The organism is Kribbella lupini (assembly GCF_039529595.1).
Classification (GTDB): domain Bacteria; phylum Actinomycetota; class Actinomycetes; order Propionibacteriales; family Kribbellaceae; genus Kribbella; species Kribbella lupini.
This window is the reverse complement of sequence record NZ_BAAANC010000004.1, coordinates 302,790-318,747: the sequence shown is the minus strand read 5'-3', so window position 1 is coordinate 318,747 and position 15,958 is coordinate 302,790. Positions and strand designations below refer to the sequence as shown.

The 15,958-nt window shown below is 69.0% G+C and carries 17 protein-coding genes; 10 read left to right on the top strand and 7 right to left on the bottom strand.

Features of this window, described 5'->3' with window-relative positions; all coding sequences use genetic code 11:
• Window positions 1–9 precede the first annotated feature (9 nt).
• A complete protein-coding gene (locus tag ABD235_RS34620; RefSeq protein ID WP_344181952.1) occupies window positions 10–921 on the top strand; it encodes a hypothetical protein in 912 nt (303 codons plus the stop codon).
• A gap of 14 nt (window positions 922–935) precedes the next feature.
• Here ABD235_RS34620 and ABD235_RS34615 read toward each other — a convergent pair whose 3' ends face one another.
• The gene (locus ABD235_RS34615; protein ID WP_344181950.1) at window positions 936–1,562 is read right to left on the bottom strand and encodes a PadR family transcriptional regulator; all 627 of its coding nucleotides are present in this window, start codon (window positions 1,560–1,562) and stop codon (window positions 936–938) included.
• 54 nt (window positions 1,563–1,616) lie between these two features.
• Between ABD235_RS34615 and ABD235_RS34610 the strand changes: the two genes are divergently transcribed.
• Both ABD235_RS34610 and ABD235_RS34605 read left to right on the top strand, forming a co-directional pair.
• Complete coding sequence (locus tag ABD235_RS34610) at window positions 1,617–2,447, top strand: GNAT family N-acetyltransferase (RefSeq protein ID WP_344181948.1); 831 nt, start codon at window positions 1,617–1,619, stop codon at window positions 2,445–2,447.
• On the top strand, window positions 2,444–3,277 hold the full coding sequence (locus ABD235_RS34605) for a GNAT family N-acetyltransferase (RefSeq protein WP_344181946.1): 834 nt from the start codon (window positions 2,444–2,446) through the stop codon (window positions 3,275–3,277). Before ABD235_RS34610 ends, ABD235_RS34605 begins: the two co-directional genes overlap by 4 nt.
• Window positions 3,278–3,820: 543 nt before the next feature.
• Here ABD235_RS34605 and ABD235_RS34600 read toward each other — a convergent pair.
• The 6 genes from ABD235_RS34600 to ABD235_RS34575 all read right to left on the bottom strand — a co-directional run bounded on the left by ABD235_RS34600 (window position 3,821) and on the right by ABD235_RS34575 (window position 9,673).
• Window positions 3,821–4,441 (bottom strand): response regulator transcription factor, encoded by a 621-nt coding sequence (locus ABD235_RS34600; protein ID WP_344181944.1) that lies wholly within the window; start codon window positions 4,439–4,441, stop codon window positions 3,821–3,823.
• Window positions 4,438–5,571 (bottom strand): sensor histidine kinase, encoded by a 1,134-nt coding sequence (locus ABD235_RS34595; RefSeq protein ID WP_344181942.1) that lies wholly within the window; start codon window positions 5,569–5,571, stop codon window positions 4,438–4,440. The genes ABD235_RS34600 and ABD235_RS34595 overlap by 4 nt, the downstream gene beginning before the upstream one ends.
• 13 nt (window positions 5,572–5,584) lie before the next feature.
• Window positions 5,585–6,340, bottom strand: a complete 756-nt coding sequence (locus tag ABD235_RS34590) for an ABC transporter permease (RefSeq protein WP_344181940.1) — start codon at window positions 6,338–6,340, stop codon at window positions 5,585–5,587.
• Window positions 6,337–7,260 (bottom strand): ABC transporter ATP-binding protein, encoded by a 924-nt coding sequence (locus tag ABD235_RS34585; RefSeq protein ID WP_344181938.1) that lies wholly within the window; start codon window positions 7,258–7,260, stop codon window positions 6,337–6,339. Before ABD235_RS34585 ends, ABD235_RS34590 begins: the two co-directional genes overlap by 4 nt.
• Window positions 7,261–7,327: 67 nt before the next feature.
• On the bottom strand, window positions 7,328–7,948 hold the full coding sequence (locus ABD235_RS34580) for an MBL fold metallo-hydrolase (RefSeq protein WP_344181936.1): 621 nt from the start codon (window positions 7,946–7,948) through the stop codon (window positions 7,328–7,330).
• Between the two features lie 453 nt (window positions 7,949–8,401).
• Window positions 8,402–9,673: an isochorismate synthase gene (locus ABD235_RS34575; protein ID WP_344181934.1), complete on the bottom strand. Its 1,272-nt coding sequence runs from the start codon at window positions 9,671–9,673 to the stop codon at window positions 8,402–8,404.
• A 210-nt stretch (window positions 9,674–9,883) separates the two neighbouring features.
• Here ABD235_RS34575 and ABD235_RS34570 point away from each other — a divergent pair, with 210 nt between their 5' ends.
• The 7 genes from ABD235_RS34570 (at window position 9,884) to nuoE (ending at window position 15,957) form a co-directional block, all read left to right on the top strand.
• Window positions 9,884–10,582 carry a demethylmenaquinone methyltransferase gene (locus tag ABD235_RS34570; protein WP_344181931.1) on the top strand — a complete coding sequence of 233 codons (699 nt, stop codon included), beginning with the start codon at window positions 9,884–9,886 and terminating at the stop codon, window positions 10,580–10,582.
• A 159-nt stretch (window positions 10,583–10,741) separates the two neighbouring features.
• A complete protein-coding gene (locus ABD235_RS34565; protein ID WP_344181929.1) occupies window positions 10,742–12,055 on the top strand; it encodes a geranylgeranyl reductase family protein in 1,314 nt (437 codons plus the stop codon).
• Window positions 12,056–12,164: 109 nt separating this feature from the next.
• Window positions 12,165–12,524: an NADH-quinone oxidoreductase subunit A gene (locus ABD235_RS34560; RefSeq protein ID WP_184799103.1), complete on the top strand. Its 360-nt coding sequence runs from the start codon at window positions 12,165–12,167 to the stop codon at window positions 12,522–12,524.
• Window positions 12,525–12,527: 3 nt separating this feature from the next.
• Complete coding sequence (locus ABD235_RS34555) at window positions 12,528–13,082, top strand: NuoB/complex I 20 kDa subunit family protein (RefSeq protein ID WP_344181924.1); 555 nt, start codon at window positions 12,528–12,530, stop codon at window positions 13,080–13,082.
• The gene (locus tag ABD235_RS34550; RefSeq protein WP_344181921.1) at window positions 13,079–13,786 is read left to right on the top strand and encodes an NADH-quinone oxidoreductase subunit C; all 708 of its coding nucleotides are present in this window, start codon (window positions 13,079–13,081) and stop codon (window positions 13,784–13,786) included. The genes ABD235_RS34555 and ABD235_RS34550 overlap by 4 nt, the downstream gene beginning before the upstream one ends.
• Window positions 13,786–15,123 carry an NADH-quinone oxidoreductase subunit D gene (locus tag ABD235_RS34545; RefSeq protein WP_344181919.1) on the top strand — a complete coding sequence of 446 codons (1,338 nt, stop codon included), beginning with the start codon at window positions 13,786–13,788 and terminating at the stop codon, window positions 15,121–15,123. Before ABD235_RS34550 ends, ABD235_RS34545 begins: the two co-directional genes overlap by 1 nt.
• Window positions 15,124–15,957, top strand: coding sequence for an NADH-quinone oxidoreductase subunit NuoE (gene nuoE / locus ABD235_RS34540; protein ID WP_344181916.1), 834 nt, complete (start codon window positions 15,124–15,126; stop codon window positions 15,955–15,957).
• Window position 15,958: the final 1 nt, after the last annotated feature.

Genomic DNA, 15,958 nt, shown 5'->3' with positions numbered 1-15,958 from the left:
GGAGACAGGATGCGATACCGGGCTGACCACTTCGTGGTGGACGGGGCGTTGCGGGACGTGTGCGTCCTGGACGCCGCTCTCGGGGACTGGCAGCGGTTGATCTCGGCGCTGCCGTCCTGCGGATGGGAGGTGTCGTTCACGACGACGCTCCCCGAGCCGTCGGCGGAGGTGTTCGAGGTAGCGGGGAGGTTGTTCGAGGAGCTTGATCTCGACGGACAGGAGTCAGCGACGCTGGCGATCGCCGTCGATGGGACCTGGTTCACCTGCTACTTCTTCGAGGTCTCCGAGATCGAGTTCACGTTTCACCCCGACAATGTGACCGACCAGGCATCGTTCGGTGCCGTCGAGCGGTTCATGGCTTGGCTCGGCGACACTGTCGGAAAGCGGGCGATCATGACGATGGAGGGCTCCGACCACCCGTCGATGCCTGCGCTGCTCGAGTACGTTCCTGTTGCTCGTCGTACCGGTGGCGAAAACCTCGACCTGTCCAGCGGGCATGCGCGCTGGGATGTTTACCGTCGGATGATGGATTCGCCGGTCGAGTGGGGTCGGCTCCTGGAGTTCGTTGCAGCAGAGCCGGATCCGTCGATCGCCACGTCGTTGGTCCTGAAGATGCTGGAACGAGTGCCGGCGGCCGAGAGGGTTGTCTGGGTCGACAGGATGACGGTGCGGGACGAGCATCCGTTGGTCAGTCTGCGCCTGCGGGAAATTCGGATTCTGGAGGCAGCGAGTGGTGAGCTGGGGATGGAACAATCCTTCGCGCCTGACCAGATTTCCGAATGGTCTGACTGGCTGCAGCGTCGAGCGTCCGAGGAATCAACTTCGCCAGGGGTTTTGGAGCTGTTGAGTCAATCAGGACGGACGCGGCGCGTCCGGCATCTGGCCGCGGAGCGGCTGCGTTTCTTGCGGAGGACGGCGTAACTGCCGCAGCTTTGTCAGTCGGGTGGTTCAGGCAGGTTGCGCCACTGTTCGGCGGCTTCGGGGCCGGGGATCCAGTCGGGGAGTTCGCCGGCGAAGGAGTACTCGCCGGCGAGGACCCGGGCGCGGAAGGAGCGGGTCCACTCGAGTTCGCCGCGGTCGCGGGCGACGGCGATGCGGAACATCTCGACGACGTGGTTGGGCGTACCGGGGTCCTGGAGGATCTGGCGTTCGTTGAACGGCGCGGCCTTCTCGTGCTGCTCGAGTTGGACGATCCGGGACTCCAGGGCGGCGACGACCTCGTCGCGTTTGAGGGACCACAGGAAGCTCAGGGACGCCTGCATCAGGCCGGGCTGGAAGCCGTCGACCGTCCACAGCGCCTGGCGGAGCAGCGAGAAGTACTCGGTCTCGCCGTCGGCGGTCAGCTTGTACGACGTACGGCCGGGTTTGTAGCCCTTGCCCTCGGCGAGCTCCTCCAGGAAACCGTGCTTGGCGAGCGTGCGCAGGCCGGTGTAGATCGAGCCGGGGTTGATGTTCGCCCACTGCTGCACGTTCCAGGTGAGCAGCTCGCGGCGCAGCTGGTAGCCGTAGGCCGGCTGGAAGATCCGGACTACGCCGAGCAGCAACAACCGCGTGGTGGACATGAGACGCAGTGTAATTCGCGCCGCGTTGTCGGTGGGCGCGACTAGGTTTGGCCCATGACGATGCGCGTGACCGACGATCCGGCCGAATTCAGGGCCACGGTGTTTCCCTTCCTGGAAAGGGATCCCGTGCTGCACACCATCATCCTGAGCAACGTCGAGCAGCGCGCCGAGGGCAGCTACCGCCCGGAGGAGGGCGACTCGGTCTTCGTCTCGGTCCACGACGAGACCGGCGAGGTGGTCGGCGCGGCGATGCGCACGCCGAATCGGCCGGTCTACCTCGGCGCTCTGGAGCCGCAGTACGCCGGCGCGGTCGCCGAGGTCTACGCCGAGAAGGTCCCGGAGGCCCGCGGCGTGTCAGGCACTCGTGAGGCGACCGACGCGTTCATGAGCCGCTGGACCGAGCTACGGGGCGTCGGGGCGACTCAGACGCGCGGGACGAGGCTGCACAAGCTGGACGAGCTGCTCCGGCTGCAGGCCGAGGGCGGTCCGCGGCCCGCGACCGAGGACGAGGCGCAGCTCGCGGCCGAGTGGATCTCGATCGACTTCGACGACGAGATCGAGGGCAGCAACCTGGTCTGGGCGGAGCGGAAGATCGCCGACGGGGCGCTGTGGTTCTGGGAGGACGACAGTACGCCGGTGAGCATGGTCGGCCACCACCTGCCGATCTTCGGGGTGTGCCGGGTAGGGCCGGTCTACACGCCGGACGAGTTCCGGCGGAACGGGTACGCGGGAGCGCTGACGGCGTACGTCACGGGTGTGATCCTGGCGGCGGGGAACCAGGCGTGCTTGTTCACCGATCTGGCGAACTCGACGTCGAACAAGATCTACCGCCTCGCCGGGTACAAACCGCTGGCCGACTTCGTCGATCTCACCTTCGATCGATGAAGGTCCGGGTCACCGGGGATCCAAGCGCTTTCAAGGGGGTGGCTTTTCCCTTCCTGCGCAGCGATCCGGTGCTCAACTCGGTGCTGATCAGCAACATCCAGGGCCGGATCGACAACCTGCTGTACGACCCGGCGCCACCGGTGTTCGCCTCGGTTCACCAGGACGACGAAGTGGTCGGGGTCGTGTGCTGCACCGCGATGCGCGGCGTGATGCTCGGCGCGCTGGATTCCGAGTATCTGCCGCCCGTGCTCGCGGCGGTGATCGAGTCCGGCGCCGAGGTGAAGTTCGTCGAGGGTGTGCCGGAGGTGACATCGGCCTTCGCTTCGCAGTACGCCGAGAAGCTGGGCAAGCAGTTCGCCGAGGACCGGACGACCCGGCTGCACAAGCTGGTCGACTTCACTCCGCTGGAGGCGCCGGGCCATGCGCGGCTCGCGGCCGAGGCGGACCTCGCTGCCGTCACCCGGATGATCGGCGGCTTCGGCGATGCCATCGGTGCCCGGATCACCCTTGAGGAGGAGGAACGCTGGGCCAGCGACCGCATCAGGCTGAGCCGCCTGTGGGTCTGGGAGTACGACGGCCGAGTGGTCAGCATGGCCGCGCACAACGGCGGGGTGTTCGGGGCTTCGCGAATCGGGTCGGTTTACACGCCGCCGGAGGAGCGCGGCAACGGGTACGCCGGCGCGCTGACGGCGCACGTCACGCGGGAGATCCTGGACGCCGGAGATCAGGCGTGCTTGTTCACCGACCTCGCGAATCCGACGTCCAACAAGATCTACGCGCGGATCGGCTACCGCAAGGTCGTCGACTTCGTCCGGTACGCCGTGCGCTGAGCCCGGTCGCGGGACCGGGCTCAGCGCACGCGTCGCCTCCTGCACACGTTGCCCCCGCACGCGTTGCCCCCGCACGCGTTGCCCCCGCACGCGTTGCCCCCTGCACGCGTTGCCCCCGCACGCGTCGCCCCGCACGCCTCGCCCCGCGCGCGTCGTCCGCACGCCGCAGGCGTCATCCGCCTCCGCACCCATCCCGTCGGGCTGCGCTGCGCAATGTGACGGGTTAACCCCTGGCGTTGCGGGTTGGCCCATCGCATGAGCACCGCGAACCCCCAACGCCGGGGGTTAACCCATCAAATGGCCTGTTGGTCGGCGGGGCGGTCGTCGTACGCCTTGGGCGCGGTGCGCGGTGCGCGGTGCGCGGTGCGCGGTGCGCGGTGCGGTGCGCTCAAGCGCCGCGGCGGAGCGAACCGGGCCGGGCGTCCCGTTCGGGGCTTGACCGCTGCTGTCCGGTGTGCGGTGTGCGGCGTCCCAGGGGCCCGCGTAGGGCGTCCGGGGTGCGCTAGATCGTCGGTGGGGGAGCGGGGCGGCGGGTCACCCACGTTAGATCCAGCCGTGGGTGCGGGCGACCTGGACTGCTTCGTGGCGGTTCGTCGTACCGAGTTTGTGGGCGGCTGACGACAAGTAGTTGCGGACAGTGCCGGGGGAGAGGGCGGCTCGGCGGGCGATCTCCTCGACGGGGGCGCCGTCGGCGGCCAACTCCAGGACGTCGGCTTCGCGGGCGGTGAGAGGGCTGTCGCCGGAGCTGATGGCTTCGGCGGCGAGTTCGGGGTCGACGTAGCGGCCGCCGGTGTGGACGGTGCGGATGACGTCGGCCAGGACCTGCGCGGAGACGGTCTTCGGGAGGAAGCCGCGGGCGCCGGCGGCCAGGGCTTGCTTGAGGTGGCCTGGGCGGCCGTGGCCGGTGACGATCAGGGTGCCGCAGTCCGGGAGGTCCTCGCGGAGTTTCTCGATGACGCCGATGCCGCCGGTTGTCGAACCGGGCAGGCTTGGCATCTGCAGATCCAGTACGGCGACGTCCGGGCGATGCAAGCGCGCCATCGCCACCGCTTCGCTCGCGGAAGCCGCCTGGGCGACGACCTCGAGGTCGTCCTCCAGCGAGAGCAAGGCCGCGAGTGCCGAGCGGATCAAGTTCTCGTCGTCCGCGAGCAGCAGCCGAATCACGCGACCCCCGGCAATCGCGCCTGCAGGACGAACCACCCCGAAGGCATGTCCACAGTCAAAGTGCCCGCCACTCCCGCCAACCGTTCCCGCAACCCGACCAGTCCAGTTCCTTCAGCTGTCGACGCCTGACCAACCCCGTCGTTCGACACTCGCAGTACAACAGCTTCCTTGTCGGCTTCCAGCTCGATCTTGCAGGTGGTGGCCTGGCTGTGGCGGAGGACGTTGGTCGTGGCCTCCAGGACTACCCACGCCAGCGCGGTCTGGGTGGCGGGCGGGAGGGTGGAGCCGTCGCCGATGACTCGGCAGGTGATGCCTGCTGATCGGAGGACCGACTGAGCGCCGGCCAGTTCGGTGCCGAGGTCTGTGGCTCGGTATCCGCCGACGACCGCGCGCATCTCGCGCAGCGACTCGTGGGCGATTCGGCGTACGTCGAGCATCTGGTCGGCGGCACTGGCGTCGCCGCGCTCGGCCAGCCGCGCGGCCAGTTCGCTCTGGACGGCGACCAGCGACAGGTTGCGGCCGAGCGCGTCGTGGAGGTCGCGGGCGAAGCGGAGGCGCTCCTGGGCGACCGCGAGCTGCGCGCTGACCTCCCGGGACTTGTCGATCTCCCAGCCCAGCTTCAGCATCCACACCGAGATGCGGCAGGTGAAGGTCAGCAGCGCGACGCCGTAGAGGTAGCTGAACCCTCCGGCAACGTCACCCCCAAGCAGGCCAACCAGCCCAGCCCCGACCACCACCAGTCCGAACAACGCCGACAACCAGACCACAGGGGTGAGGGCGAGGGTCAAAGCGCCGCCCATCACCGCCAGGCCGAGCGCTCGGTCCGGCGACACCAGTACGCCGAGCACTCCCAGACCGGCGCCGAGAGCAACCATCCGCCGACTCAGCGGTGCGCCGCCCAGGTAGGCGGCAATTCCGGCCCGGAGGAGCAGAAGACCGACCACCGCGTGCGCGACCGCCAGCACCAGGAAGCCGATCATCCGAAGTCCTGCCGGTTCCGCCGCGGAGAGGAGCAGCAGCAGCGCGAGCAACGGCTCCACCACGATCAGCGCGTACAACGGCCACCGCAGGCTGACGTCGAAACGCTCGGCGCGACTGAGGTCGCTCCACCACCGTCCGACAGGGGTCATGGGCGCCAGCCTGTCACCGACGCGGCTCCCAACGGAACCAGCGACGTGTCGCCCACCCTCCGATTAGCACCCATGCCAGGAGCACCAGCACAGCCGGTACGGCGTGAGTGAACGACGCCGCGAACCCCACCGTGCCGCCGTCCGGAGTGGTACCCGACAGGCCGAGTCGGAGAAGGTCCACGACCGGAGTGAGCGGCAGTGCCCGACCGACGTACTCCATCGGACCGCTCAGCGGCAGGTAGAGCCCGCTGAACGTCAGCGCGACGACCATCACCGGCGCGGTCACCAGTTGCGCCGCGTCGACCGTCGGAGCGAACGCAGTACTGGCCGCCGCCAGCAGGACGACGACGAGTGTTCCGAGCAGGATGGCGATGAGCACCAGGAGGAGATTCACCGGCGCGTCGAGCGTGAACCACACCGCGGCGGCCACCGTGGTGAGCAGGATCTGGGCCCAGGCGATGACCACCGACGGGGCCGCGGCGCCGGCCAGGATCTCCAGGTCGGACAGCTCGCCGGTCCGCAGCCGCTTGAGAACGAGTTCCTCGCGCCGGGCGACCAAGGCGGTCACCAGTTGGTAGTAGACGAACAGAATCAGTCCGACGACGGTGACGGAGGTGATCAGCTCGGCCCCCGTCCGCGCGGTCCGCGCGGTCGAGGTCGCCACGGTGAACACGGTGAAGACCGGGATTCCCACGGCGACGAGCAGCATCATCGCGTTGCGCAGCAGCAGGATGCCTTCGGCTTTGCCGACGGCGGCGACCCGGGTCATGCGGCGATCTCCTCGGAGGATCCGGTGATGGCCAGGAACGCCTCTTCGAATGAGGCGGGCCTGGCGGTGAGGTCGCCCAGGTGGAGGTCTTGTTGATGCGCCCAGGTGAGGACCTCGGTCAGAGTGGCTTGCAGGTCTTGGGTTTCCAGCTCGACGCCACCGGAACTGTTGATGGTGGCAACTACCTGCGGGAGGTGTGGGAGGGAGACCGGTGCGGGAAGGCGGAAGGTGATCCGGGCGGGGCGGGTGGCGGCGAGTTGCTCGGGGGTGCCGAGGCCGACGAGCCGGCCGTTGCGCAGGATCGCCAAGCGGTCGGCCAGCGCGGACGCCTCGATCAGCTGATGCGTGGTCAGCAGTACCGTCGTACCGGACAGCAGCAGGTCGGAGATCAGCTCCCAGGTCTGCTTGCGCGCGGCTGGGTCGAGTCCGGCTGTCGGCTCGTCGAGGAAGAGCACCTCGGGCCTGCCGAGGATTGCGAGCGCCAGTCCGAGGCGCTGCTGCTCACCGCCCGACAGTTGCCGGATCCGGACGTTGCGGCGCGTCGCGAGGCCGACCAGATCCAGGGCCTCGCCGAGAGGTCGCGGCCGGGTCAGGCTGCCGGCCCAGGTGCTGACGGTTTCGGCGACGGTCAGGTCGGCCGCGAATCCCCGGGACTGCAGCATGATCCCGATGCGGGATCGGACCAGGCGTCGCGAGCGGAACGGGTCCTGACCGAGTACTCGTACGGTTCCCGAGGTCGGCGGCGCGAGGCCGGCCAGGACCTCCAGCGCGGAGGTCTTGCCGGCGCCGTTGGTGCCGAGCAGCGCGAACAGTTCTCCCCGCCGTACGGCGAGGTCGATGCCGCGGACGGCTTCGTGGCCGGGCCTCCCGCCGAAGCGGCGGGCGAGCCGCTCGGCGGTGATGACAGCTGACTGGTCCATGACAACCAGCCTGGCGCTCCGAGCGGCCTCCGGGGTGTGCAGGCGTCACCAGGAGTGGTGACAAATGTCAGTTGATCTCGATCGAGTCGCCGGGCTGGGCCAGCTTGTACGGGCGGTCCGCCTGGCCGTCGAGGAAGCGCTGCATCATGCCCTGGCCGATCGGGCTGAGCAGGGCGTCGTGGATGCCGAGGGTCTGCTGCGCGTTGACGGCGCGGGCGTACTCGACCGCGGGCGGGAGCGCGAACCACGGGCCGGACACCGGTACGAGGTTGGTGTGCACCTGGCGGTCCGGCTGGGTGAACGAGTCGCCCGGGTGGTAGACCGCGTCGTCGACGAGGAAGCCGATGTTCTGGCAGGGGACACCCAGCTCCGGAAGGATCACCGCGTGGTCCTTGCCGTAGGCACGGATCGCGAACCCGGCCGCGTCGAAGGCCTGTCCGCCCTCGACGACCTGGACCCGGTCGCCCAGCTCGGTCAGCTGCGCAGCGACACCGGCGTTGGTGTAGATCGGCGCGTCGAGCCCCTTGATCCGCTCGACGTCCAGGTGGTCCGGGTGCTCGTGGGTGACCAGGATCGCGTCCGCGGCCTCGAACACCGCGTCCTCGCTGAACGTCCCCGGATCGATCAGCAGCACCTTGCCGTCCTTGTCGATCCGGACACAGGCATGCGTGAACTTGGTCAACTTCACAGTCGGACTCCCAACGAAAGGGTCAGCTTCCTGGCGCGTCGGAAATCCTACGCCGGGCTGGAAATCGCGGGTTTTCGGCGATCGGCCGGGTAGATCGGACCCTGCCGACATCGTGTGCAAGAACTGGAGGGAGGCGAGTCAGGCGGTAGGTCTCGGCGGCAGCCCAGTGCTTCGGCGGTAGCCGCTGAGTGTCGACGGCCACCACCGTCCAACCTCCCGCCGAGAGCCATGGCGAGGCCGCCGCGAGCGTGACGGCCGGCATCCGGCAGGGCTTGGACAGTGGTGGGCGTCGGCGACACCGCTGAGCGCCGGCCGAGCGGCAGTTGACGCCTCCAGCAGCCGGAGAGCCGGCGCCCGCCGGAAGCTGAATGTACGGCGCCAAGCCGGGGGTGGGTGGGAGCGGCCGCGGCGAGGAGCGTAGCGACGAGTGGCTGCGGCGGACGCGTGGGCTGATCAGATGCCGAGGGCGTCGCGCATCGGGACGAGTTTGGCGTTGGTCTCGGCGAGTTCGGCGTCGGGGTCGGAGCCGGCGACGATGCCGGCGCCGGCGAACAGGCGCATCTTGGTCGGGTCGTCGGGGTCGGCCTGGCCGCAGCGGAGGGCGATGCACCACTCGCCGTCGCCGGAGGCGTCCATCCAGCCGACCGGGCCGCTGAAGCGGCCGCGGGACATGCCTTCGACCTCGGCGATCAGGTCGCGGGCGACGTCGGTCGGCGTACCGCAGACCGCTGCCGACGGGTGCAGGGCGGCGGCGAGGCCGAGGGCCGAGGCGCCGTTGGCGGCGACGCCGGCGACGTCGGACGCGAGATGCATCACGTTCGGGAGGTGCAGGACGAACGGCGTCTCCGGCACGTTCATCGACTTGCAGTGCGGCTCGAGCGCCTCGGCGACGGACCGGACGGCGAACTCGTGCTCCTCGAGGTCCTTGCTCGAGCGTGCCAGCGACGCCGCGAGCGCGAGGTCGTGCGCGTCGTCGCCGGTCCGGCGGATCGTCCCGGCCAGGACGCGGGAGGTGATCAGGCCCTTCTCCCGTCGTACCAGCAGTTCGGGGGTGGCCCCGATCAGGCCGTCGACGGAGAAGGTCCAGCAGTTCGGGTACGCCGAGGCCAGCCGCTTCAGCGGCCAGCGCAGGTCGATCGGCTGGTCGGACTGGGCGACCAGGTCGCGGGCCAGCACGACCTTGTCGACCTCGCCGGACGTGATGCGTTTCACCGCGTCGGCGACGATCGCGGACCACTCGGTGCCCGACCGGGCGCCGTCGGCGAACGCGATCTCACCGACCGGGGCCGGGTCGTTCACGGTCAGCTCAGGCGGCGCAGCCAGTGACGAAGCCGGGGAGATCGTGGTCACCCAGGTCGTCCGCCCGCGGCGCCCGACGATCACCTCGGGCACCACCAGCCCGGCCGGGTCCTGATCGGTGAAACCGAAGGATCCGAAGCAGACCAGTCCCGACCCTGGTACGCCGACGTCATCCCGTACGACGGCCGCCGCGGTGAGCGCCTTCCACCACTCCTGCGCCGTCGCGAAGCGGTTGCTCCCGGCAACGTCGAGCCGGGCGGCGACGCCCCAGCCGACCTGGCCGTCGCCCCGGCGTACCCAGGCGAGCGCTCCGTCGGCCGGCAGGTGGTCCAGCAGGTGCTTCGAGACTTCCTCGACCGGGTGGCTGCGCACCACCAGGTGCGGGACCGGCTCGGCACCGGGGTGGACCGGGTCAGGCAAGCTCACGACAACGCTCCTCGCTGCTCGGCTCGGTCCCGGGTCACGGTGGCCGATCTGGCTGGTTGACGCTCCCTCACGGCATGCAAGCGTATGCCTGGTCTGTGTCCAGCGAATTTCGGTGCCTCCTCCAGCCGTGATCAACCAGACAAGTCGGCCGTGATCCACCAGACAAACCCCGGCTGCCGGGTGCCGCGCGTTCTGCGCAACACTGAACCGGTGACCCGCGCAGACCTGAGCAAACAGCCGCACGACGTCGCCGCGATGTTCGACAACGTGGCCGAGGGCTACGACCGGACCAACGCGGTGGCGACGATGGGCCTGGAGAAGCTGGTCTGGCGGCCGGCGACGCTGGCCGAGATCGCGCCCCGCAAGGGGATGCGGATCCTCGACCTGGCCGCCGGGACCGGCGCGTCCAGCATCAAGCTGCGCGAGGCCGGCGCCGAGGTGGTGTCCTGCGACTTCTCGGTCGGGATGCTGCGGGTCGGCAAGCGGCGCTACCCCGAGCTCGACCTGATCGCGGGCGACGCGCTGCACCTGCCGTTCGCCGACGAGAGCTTCGACGTGGTGACCATCTCGTGGGCGCTGCGGAACGTGAACGACGTCACGGTCGCGTTGCAGGAGATGCTCCGGGTCACCCGCCCGGGCGGGCGGCTCGTCGTGCTCGAGCAGTCGCACCCGACCTGGAAACCGTTCCGGGTGGCCTACCTGGAGTACATGATGCGCGCGGTGCCGGTGGTCGGGCGGCTGGTGTCGACCAACCCCGAGGCGTACGAGTACCTGGCCGAGTCCACCCGCGCCTGGCTGCCGCAGGAGCCGCTGGCCCGGGCGATCGAGGCCTCGGGCTGGACCCACGTCCAGTGGGCCAACCTGACCGGCGGCCTGGTGGCCATCCACCGAGGCGTGAAGCCGAGTTAATTACGCAAGGAAATCAGGACCTAAATCGCTTGCGGGCAAGGGAGTCCGGGTCGGTTTCGCGTCCTCGTCAGGCAGTCCTAGACTGTCGGGTGACCAGACCTCGTGAAGCGATTCACGAGGGTCCGGAGACCAACTGCCCCAACTCCAGGCCGGGATGAGATGAGCCAGAGCGTGCCGCACAGGCAGCAGGCCGAGACCGCTGATGTGATCGTCGTCGGCGCCGGGCCCGCAGGCTCGGCCGCGGCGTACCACCTGGCCAACGCCGGCCTCGACGTCCTGCTGCTCGAGAAGACCGCGTTCCCGCGCGAGAAGGTGTGTGGCGACGGCCTCACCCCGCGCGGGACCAAGCAGCTGATCAACATGGGGATCGACATCTCCGAAGAGGCCGGCTGGATCAAGAACTACGGCCTGCGGATCCAGGGCGCCGGGCACCAGCTGCAGCTGGACTGGCCCGACCTGGCCAGCCACCCGAACTACGGGCTGACCCGCAACCGGATGGACTTCGACGACATGCTGGCCCGCCAGGCCGTCAAGGCCGGCGCCCAGCTGCGCGAGCGGACCAACGTGACCGCGCCGATCCTCGACGACAAGGGCTTCATCGTCGGCGTCACCGCCAAGCCGGTCGACGACAACGGCCGCCGGGCCGGCGAGGACATCGAGTTCCGGGCGCCGCTGGTGATGGCCGCCGACGGCAACTCGTCGCGGCTCAGCGTCTCGATGGGCCTGCACAAGCGCGACGACCGCCCGATGGGCGTGGCCGTGCGCACCTACTTCACCAGCCCGCGCCACGACGACGACTACCTCGAGTCGTGGCTGGAGCTGTGGACCGACGACCCGAACAACCCCGGCCAGCGCAACCTGCTGCCGGGCTACGGGTGGATCTTCGGGATGGGCGACGGCACCGTCAACGTCGGCCTCGGCATCCTGAACACCTCCGACGCCTTCGGCAAGGTCGACTACGCCGACCTGCTCAAGCAGTGGCTGAAGAACACGCCGGAGGAGTGGCAGTTCCGCGACGAGTTCCAGACCATCCCGATCCGGGGCGCGGCGCTGCCGATGGGCTTCAACCGGCAGCCGCACTACACCCGCGGCCTGATGCTGCTCGGTGACGCCGGCGGCATGGTGAACCCGTTCAACGGCGAGGGCATCCCGTACGCGATGGAGTCCGGGGCGTTCGCCGCCGAGGTCGCCGCGCAGGCGCTGCGCCGGCAGCCGAACCAGCGCGAGCGCGCGCTGTCGGCGTACCCGAAGGCGCTGAAGCAGGAGTACGGCGGGTACTACACGCTCGGCCGGGTCTTCGTGAAGCTGATCGGCAATCCGGAGGTGATGCGGCTGTGCACGAAGTACGGTCTGCCGCGCACCACGCTGATGAAGTTCACGCTGAAGTTGCTGGCCAACCTCACCGACCCGCGCGACGGTGACGTGATGGACAAGATCATCAACGGACTCACCAAGGTGGCACCGGCCGCGTGAAAGCGGCGGGGCGAGTGACGTGAGCCACAGCGGTACTGATAACACAGTGCTGACTCGCAACAGGTAAATCAGGCGGCAGGACGACGCAAGAAGGAGGGAGCACCGACCGATGCACCCTTACGTACCGATCCTCGTGCTCGGCGTACTGGCGGCGATCTTCGTGGCGGGCACCTTGGTGACCAGCGCGGTGGTCGGCCCGAAGCGCTACAACCGGGCCAAGCTCGACAGCTACGAGTGCGGGATCGAGCCGACCCCGCAGCCTGTCGGCGGTGGCCGCTTCCCGGTGAAGTACTACATCACCGCGATGCTGTTCATCGTGTTCGACATCGAGATCATCTTCCTCTACCCGTGGGCCGTCGCCTTCGACCAGATGGCGCTGTTCGGGTTGATCGAGATGGTCATCTTCATCGCAACCGTCTTCGTCGCCTACGCCTACGTGTGGCGTCGCGGCGGACTGGAGTGGGACTGACCTATGGGTGTTGAGGAACAGCTTCCGGCCGGCGTACTGCTGACCACCGTGGAAGGCCTGTCCGGCTACATGCGGAAGGCCTCGTTGTGGCCGGCAACCTTCGGGCTGGCCTGCTGCGCGATCGAGATGATGACGACGGGTGCGCCGCGCTACGACGCCGCCCGGTTCGGCATGGAGGTCTTCCGGGCCTCGCCGCGTCAGGCCGACCTGATGATCGTGGCCGGCCGGGTGAGCCAGAAGATGGCCCCGGTGCTGCGCCAGATCTACGACCAGATGCCGAACCCGAAGTGGGTGCTGGCAATGGGTGTCTGCGCCTCGTCGGGCGGCATGTTCAACAACTACGCGATCGTCCAGGGCGTCGACCACGTCGTACCGGTCGACATGTACCTGCCCGGCTGCCCGCCGCGGCCGGAGATGCTGCTGGACGCCTTCCTCAAGCTGCACGACGACATCCAGCACGGCAAGCTCGGCGCGAACAAGAAGGCGCTGCAGGCCGAGCAGGAGGCCGCCGCGCTGACCGCGTCCCCGACCCTTGAACTGAAGGGCCTGCTTCGATGAGCGACCACCAGCCGGAGAACCTTCCGGCCACCACCTCGGCCGGCGACGCTCAGACGCCGGCGGCGGAGGTCGTCGACCAGCGCGAGGGCATGTTCGGTGTCCGTGGCACCGGCGACACCTCCGGCTTCGGTGGCCTGCGCCGCCAGGTCGCGCTGCCCGGTGGCAGCGCCAAGCCGTACGGCTCCTGGTTCGACGGCGCGACCGAGCGCCTCGAGGGCCTGGTCGGCGACCAGGCGCTGGAGAAGGTCGTCGTCGACCGCGGCGAACTGACCCTGCACGTACGCCGGGAGCGCCTGGTCGAGGTCGCGCAGCACCTGCGCGACGACGAGGCCCTGCGGTTCGAGTTCTGCTCCGGCGTCTCCGGGGTGCACTACCCGAACGAGACCGGCCGCGAGCTGCACGCGGTCTACCACCTGCTCTCGATCACCCACAACCGGCGGATCCGGCTGGAGGTGTCCTGCCCGGACACCGACCCGCACATCCCGTCGATCGTGAGTGTCTACCCGGCCAACGACTGGCACGAGCGCGAGACCTGGGACTTCTTCGGGATCGTCTTCGACGGACACCCGGCGCTGACCCGGATCCAGATGCCCGACGACTGGCCGGGCCACCCGCAGCGCAAGGACTACCCGCTCGGCGGCATCGACGTCGAGTACAAGGGCGCCGTCATCCCGCCGCCCGACACGCGGAGGTCTTACAACTGATGACCACTACCGACCCCTACGCCGACGCCCGCGACACCACCGAGGGCAAGGTCTTCACCGTCACCGGTCAGGACTGGGACTCCGTGGTCGCCGGCCTCGCCGACGAGCCCGAAGAGCGGATCGTCGTCAACATGGGCCCGCAGCACCCGTCGACGCACGGCGTGCTCCGGCTGATCCTCGAGATCGAGGGCGAGACGGTGACCGAGGCCCGCTGCGGCATCGGCTACCTGCACACCGGTATCGAGAAGAACATGGAGTTCCGCTCCTGGACGCAGGGCGTCACGTTCTGCACCCGGATGGACTACCTGTCGCCGTTCTACAACGAGGCCGCGTACTGCCTGGCCGTCGAGCGGCTGCTCGGCATCGAGGACCAGATCCCCGAGAAGGCCAACGTGATGCGGGTGCTCCTGATGGAGCTCAACCGGATCAGCAGCCACCTGGTCTGCATCGCCACCGGTGGCATGGAGATCGGCGCGCTGACCGTGATGACGATCGGGTTCCGCGAGCGCGAGATGACGCTGGACCTGTTCGAGCTGATCACCGGCCTGCGGATGAACCACGCGTTCATCCGGCCGGGCGGTGTGGCGCAGGACCTGCCGCCGGGTGCCCTGGACAAGATCCGGGACTACATCACCTGGATGAACAAGCACCTGCCCGAGTACGCCGAACTCTGCAACGCCAACCCGATCTTCAAGGCGCGGCTGCAGGACGTCGGGTACCTCGACCTCGCCGGCTGCATGGCGCTGGGCATCTCCGGCCCGCCGCTGCGCGCCACCGGCTACGGCCTGGACCTGCGCAAGACCCAGCCGTACTGCGGCTACGAGACCTACGACTTCGACGTGCCCACCTGGGACACCGCCGACTCGTACGGCCGCTTCCGGGTCCGGCTGCAGGAGATGTGGGAATCGCTCAAGATCGTCGAGCAGTGCGCCGAGCGGCTCGCCAAGATGGAGGGCGAGCCGGTGATGGTGGCCGACAAGAAGATCGGCTGGCCGAGCCAGCTGGCCGTCGGCAACGACGGGATGGGCAACTCCCTCGACCACATCAAGCACATCATGGGCGAGTCGATGGAAGCGCTGATCCATCACTTCAAGCTGGTCACCGAGGGCTTCCGGGTACCGGCCGGCCAGGCCTACGTGGCGATCGAGTCGCCGCGCGGCGAGCTGGGCTGCCACCTGGTCTCCGACGGCGGCACCAAGCCGTACCGGGCGCACTTCCGTGACCCGTCCTTCGCAAACCTGCAGGCGATGCCGATCCTGTGCGAGGGCGCACAGGTCGCCGACGTGATCGTCGCCGTCGCCAGCCTTGACCCGGTGATGGGTGGAGTGGACCGCTAAATGGCCGAGAACCACGCTACGGCGACCGACAAGCAGGTGCCTTACAGCACCGGCGACTCGAAGATCACTGAGACCACGATCGCGGAGATGCGCGAACTGGCCGCCCGGTACCCGGTCGGCCGTTCCGCGCTGCTGCCGATGCTGCACCTGGTGCAGTCGGTCGAGGGCCGGGTCACCCCCGAAGGCATCGAGGCCTGCGCCGACGTGCTCGGGCTGACCGGCGCCGAGGTCTCCGCGGTCGCCACCTTCTACACGATGTACAAGCGCCGCCCGGTCGGCGACTACCACGTCGGGGTCTGCACCAACACGCTGTGCGCGGTGATGGGCGGCGACCTGATCTTCGAGCGGCTCAAGTCCCACCTGGACGTCGGCAACGACGAGACCACCGAGGACGGCAAGATCACCCTCGAGCACCTCGAGTGCAACGCCGCCTGCGACTACGCGCCGGTGATGATGGTGAACTGGGAGTTCTTCGACGACATGACGCCGGAGTCGGCCACCCAGCTGGTCGACGACCTGCGCGAGGGCACCGAGGTGAAGTCGCCGCGCGGCGCCACCATCTGCACCTGGAAGGAAGCCGAGCGCGTGCTGGCCGGCTTCCCCGACGGCCGCGCCGACGAGGGCCCGACCGGTGGCAAGGCGTCGCTGGCCGGTCTCCGGCTGGCCCGCGAGCGCAACTGGACCGCGCCGAACGGCAACCACGGTGGTGGCGGTGCGGCCGCCGAGCAGACGGTCTCGCCCGAGGCCGCCTCCGGCCCGCGGCCCGAGGACCAGCCGGGCAAGGAGTCCGGCACCGGTTCCCCGGCCACCCCCGACTCCCGGAAGGAGGACTGAC

Bases quoted from the DNA above. Each gene is read 5' to 3' on its own strand.
- ABD235_RS34590 (WP_344181940.1), bottom strand. From the start codon at position 6,340: ATGACCCGGGTCGCCGCCGTCGGCAAAGCCGAAGGCATCCTGCTGCTG.
- ABD235_RS34555 (WP_344181924.1), top strand. From the start codon at position 12,528: ATGGGTGTTGAGGAACAGCTTCCGGCCGGCGTACTGCTGACCACCGTG.
- ABD235_RS34605 (WP_344181946.1), top strand. From the start codon at position 2,444: ATGAAGGTCCGGGTCACCGGGGATCCAAGCGCTTTCAAGGGGGTGGCT.
- ABD235_RS34615 (WP_344181950.1), bottom strand. From the start codon at position 1,562: ATGTCCACCACGCGGTTGTTGCTGCTCGGCGTAGTCCGGATCTTCCAG.
- ABD235_RS34560 (WP_184799103.1), top strand. From the start codon at position 12,165: ATGCACCCTTACGTACCGATCCTCGTGCTCGGCGTACTGGCGGCGATC.
- ABD235_RS34595 (WP_344181942.1), bottom strand. From the start codon at position 5,571: ATGACCCCTGTCGGACGGTGGTGGAGCGACCTCAGTCGCGCCGAGCGT.
- ABD235_RS34545 (WP_344181919.1), top strand. From the start codon at position 13,786: ATGACCACTACCGACCCCTACGCCGACGCCCGCGACACCACCGAGGGC.
- ABD235_RS34550 (WP_344181921.1), top strand. From the start codon at position 13,079: ATGAGCGACCACCAGCCGGAGAACCTTCCGGCCACCACCTCGGCCGGC.
- nuoE (WP_344181916.1), top strand. From the start codon at position 15,124: ATGGCCGAGAACCACGCTACGGCGACCGACAAGCAGGTGCCTTACAGC.
- ABD235_RS34610 (WP_344181948.1), top strand. From the start codon at position 1,617: ATGACGATGCGCGTGACCGACGATCCGGCCGAATTCAGGGCCACGGTG.
- ABD235_RS34620 (WP_344181952.1), top strand. From the start codon at position 10: ATGCGATACCGGGCTGACCACTTCGTGGTGGACGGGGCGTTGCGGGAC.
- ABD235_RS34565 (WP_344181929.1), top strand. From the start codon at position 10,742: ATGAGCCAGAGCGTGCCGCACAGGCAGCAGGCCGAGACCGCTGATGTG.
- ABD235_RS34585 (WP_344181938.1), bottom strand. From the start codon at position 7,260: ATGGACCAGTCAGCTGTCATCACCGCCGAGCGGCTCGCCCGCCGCTTC.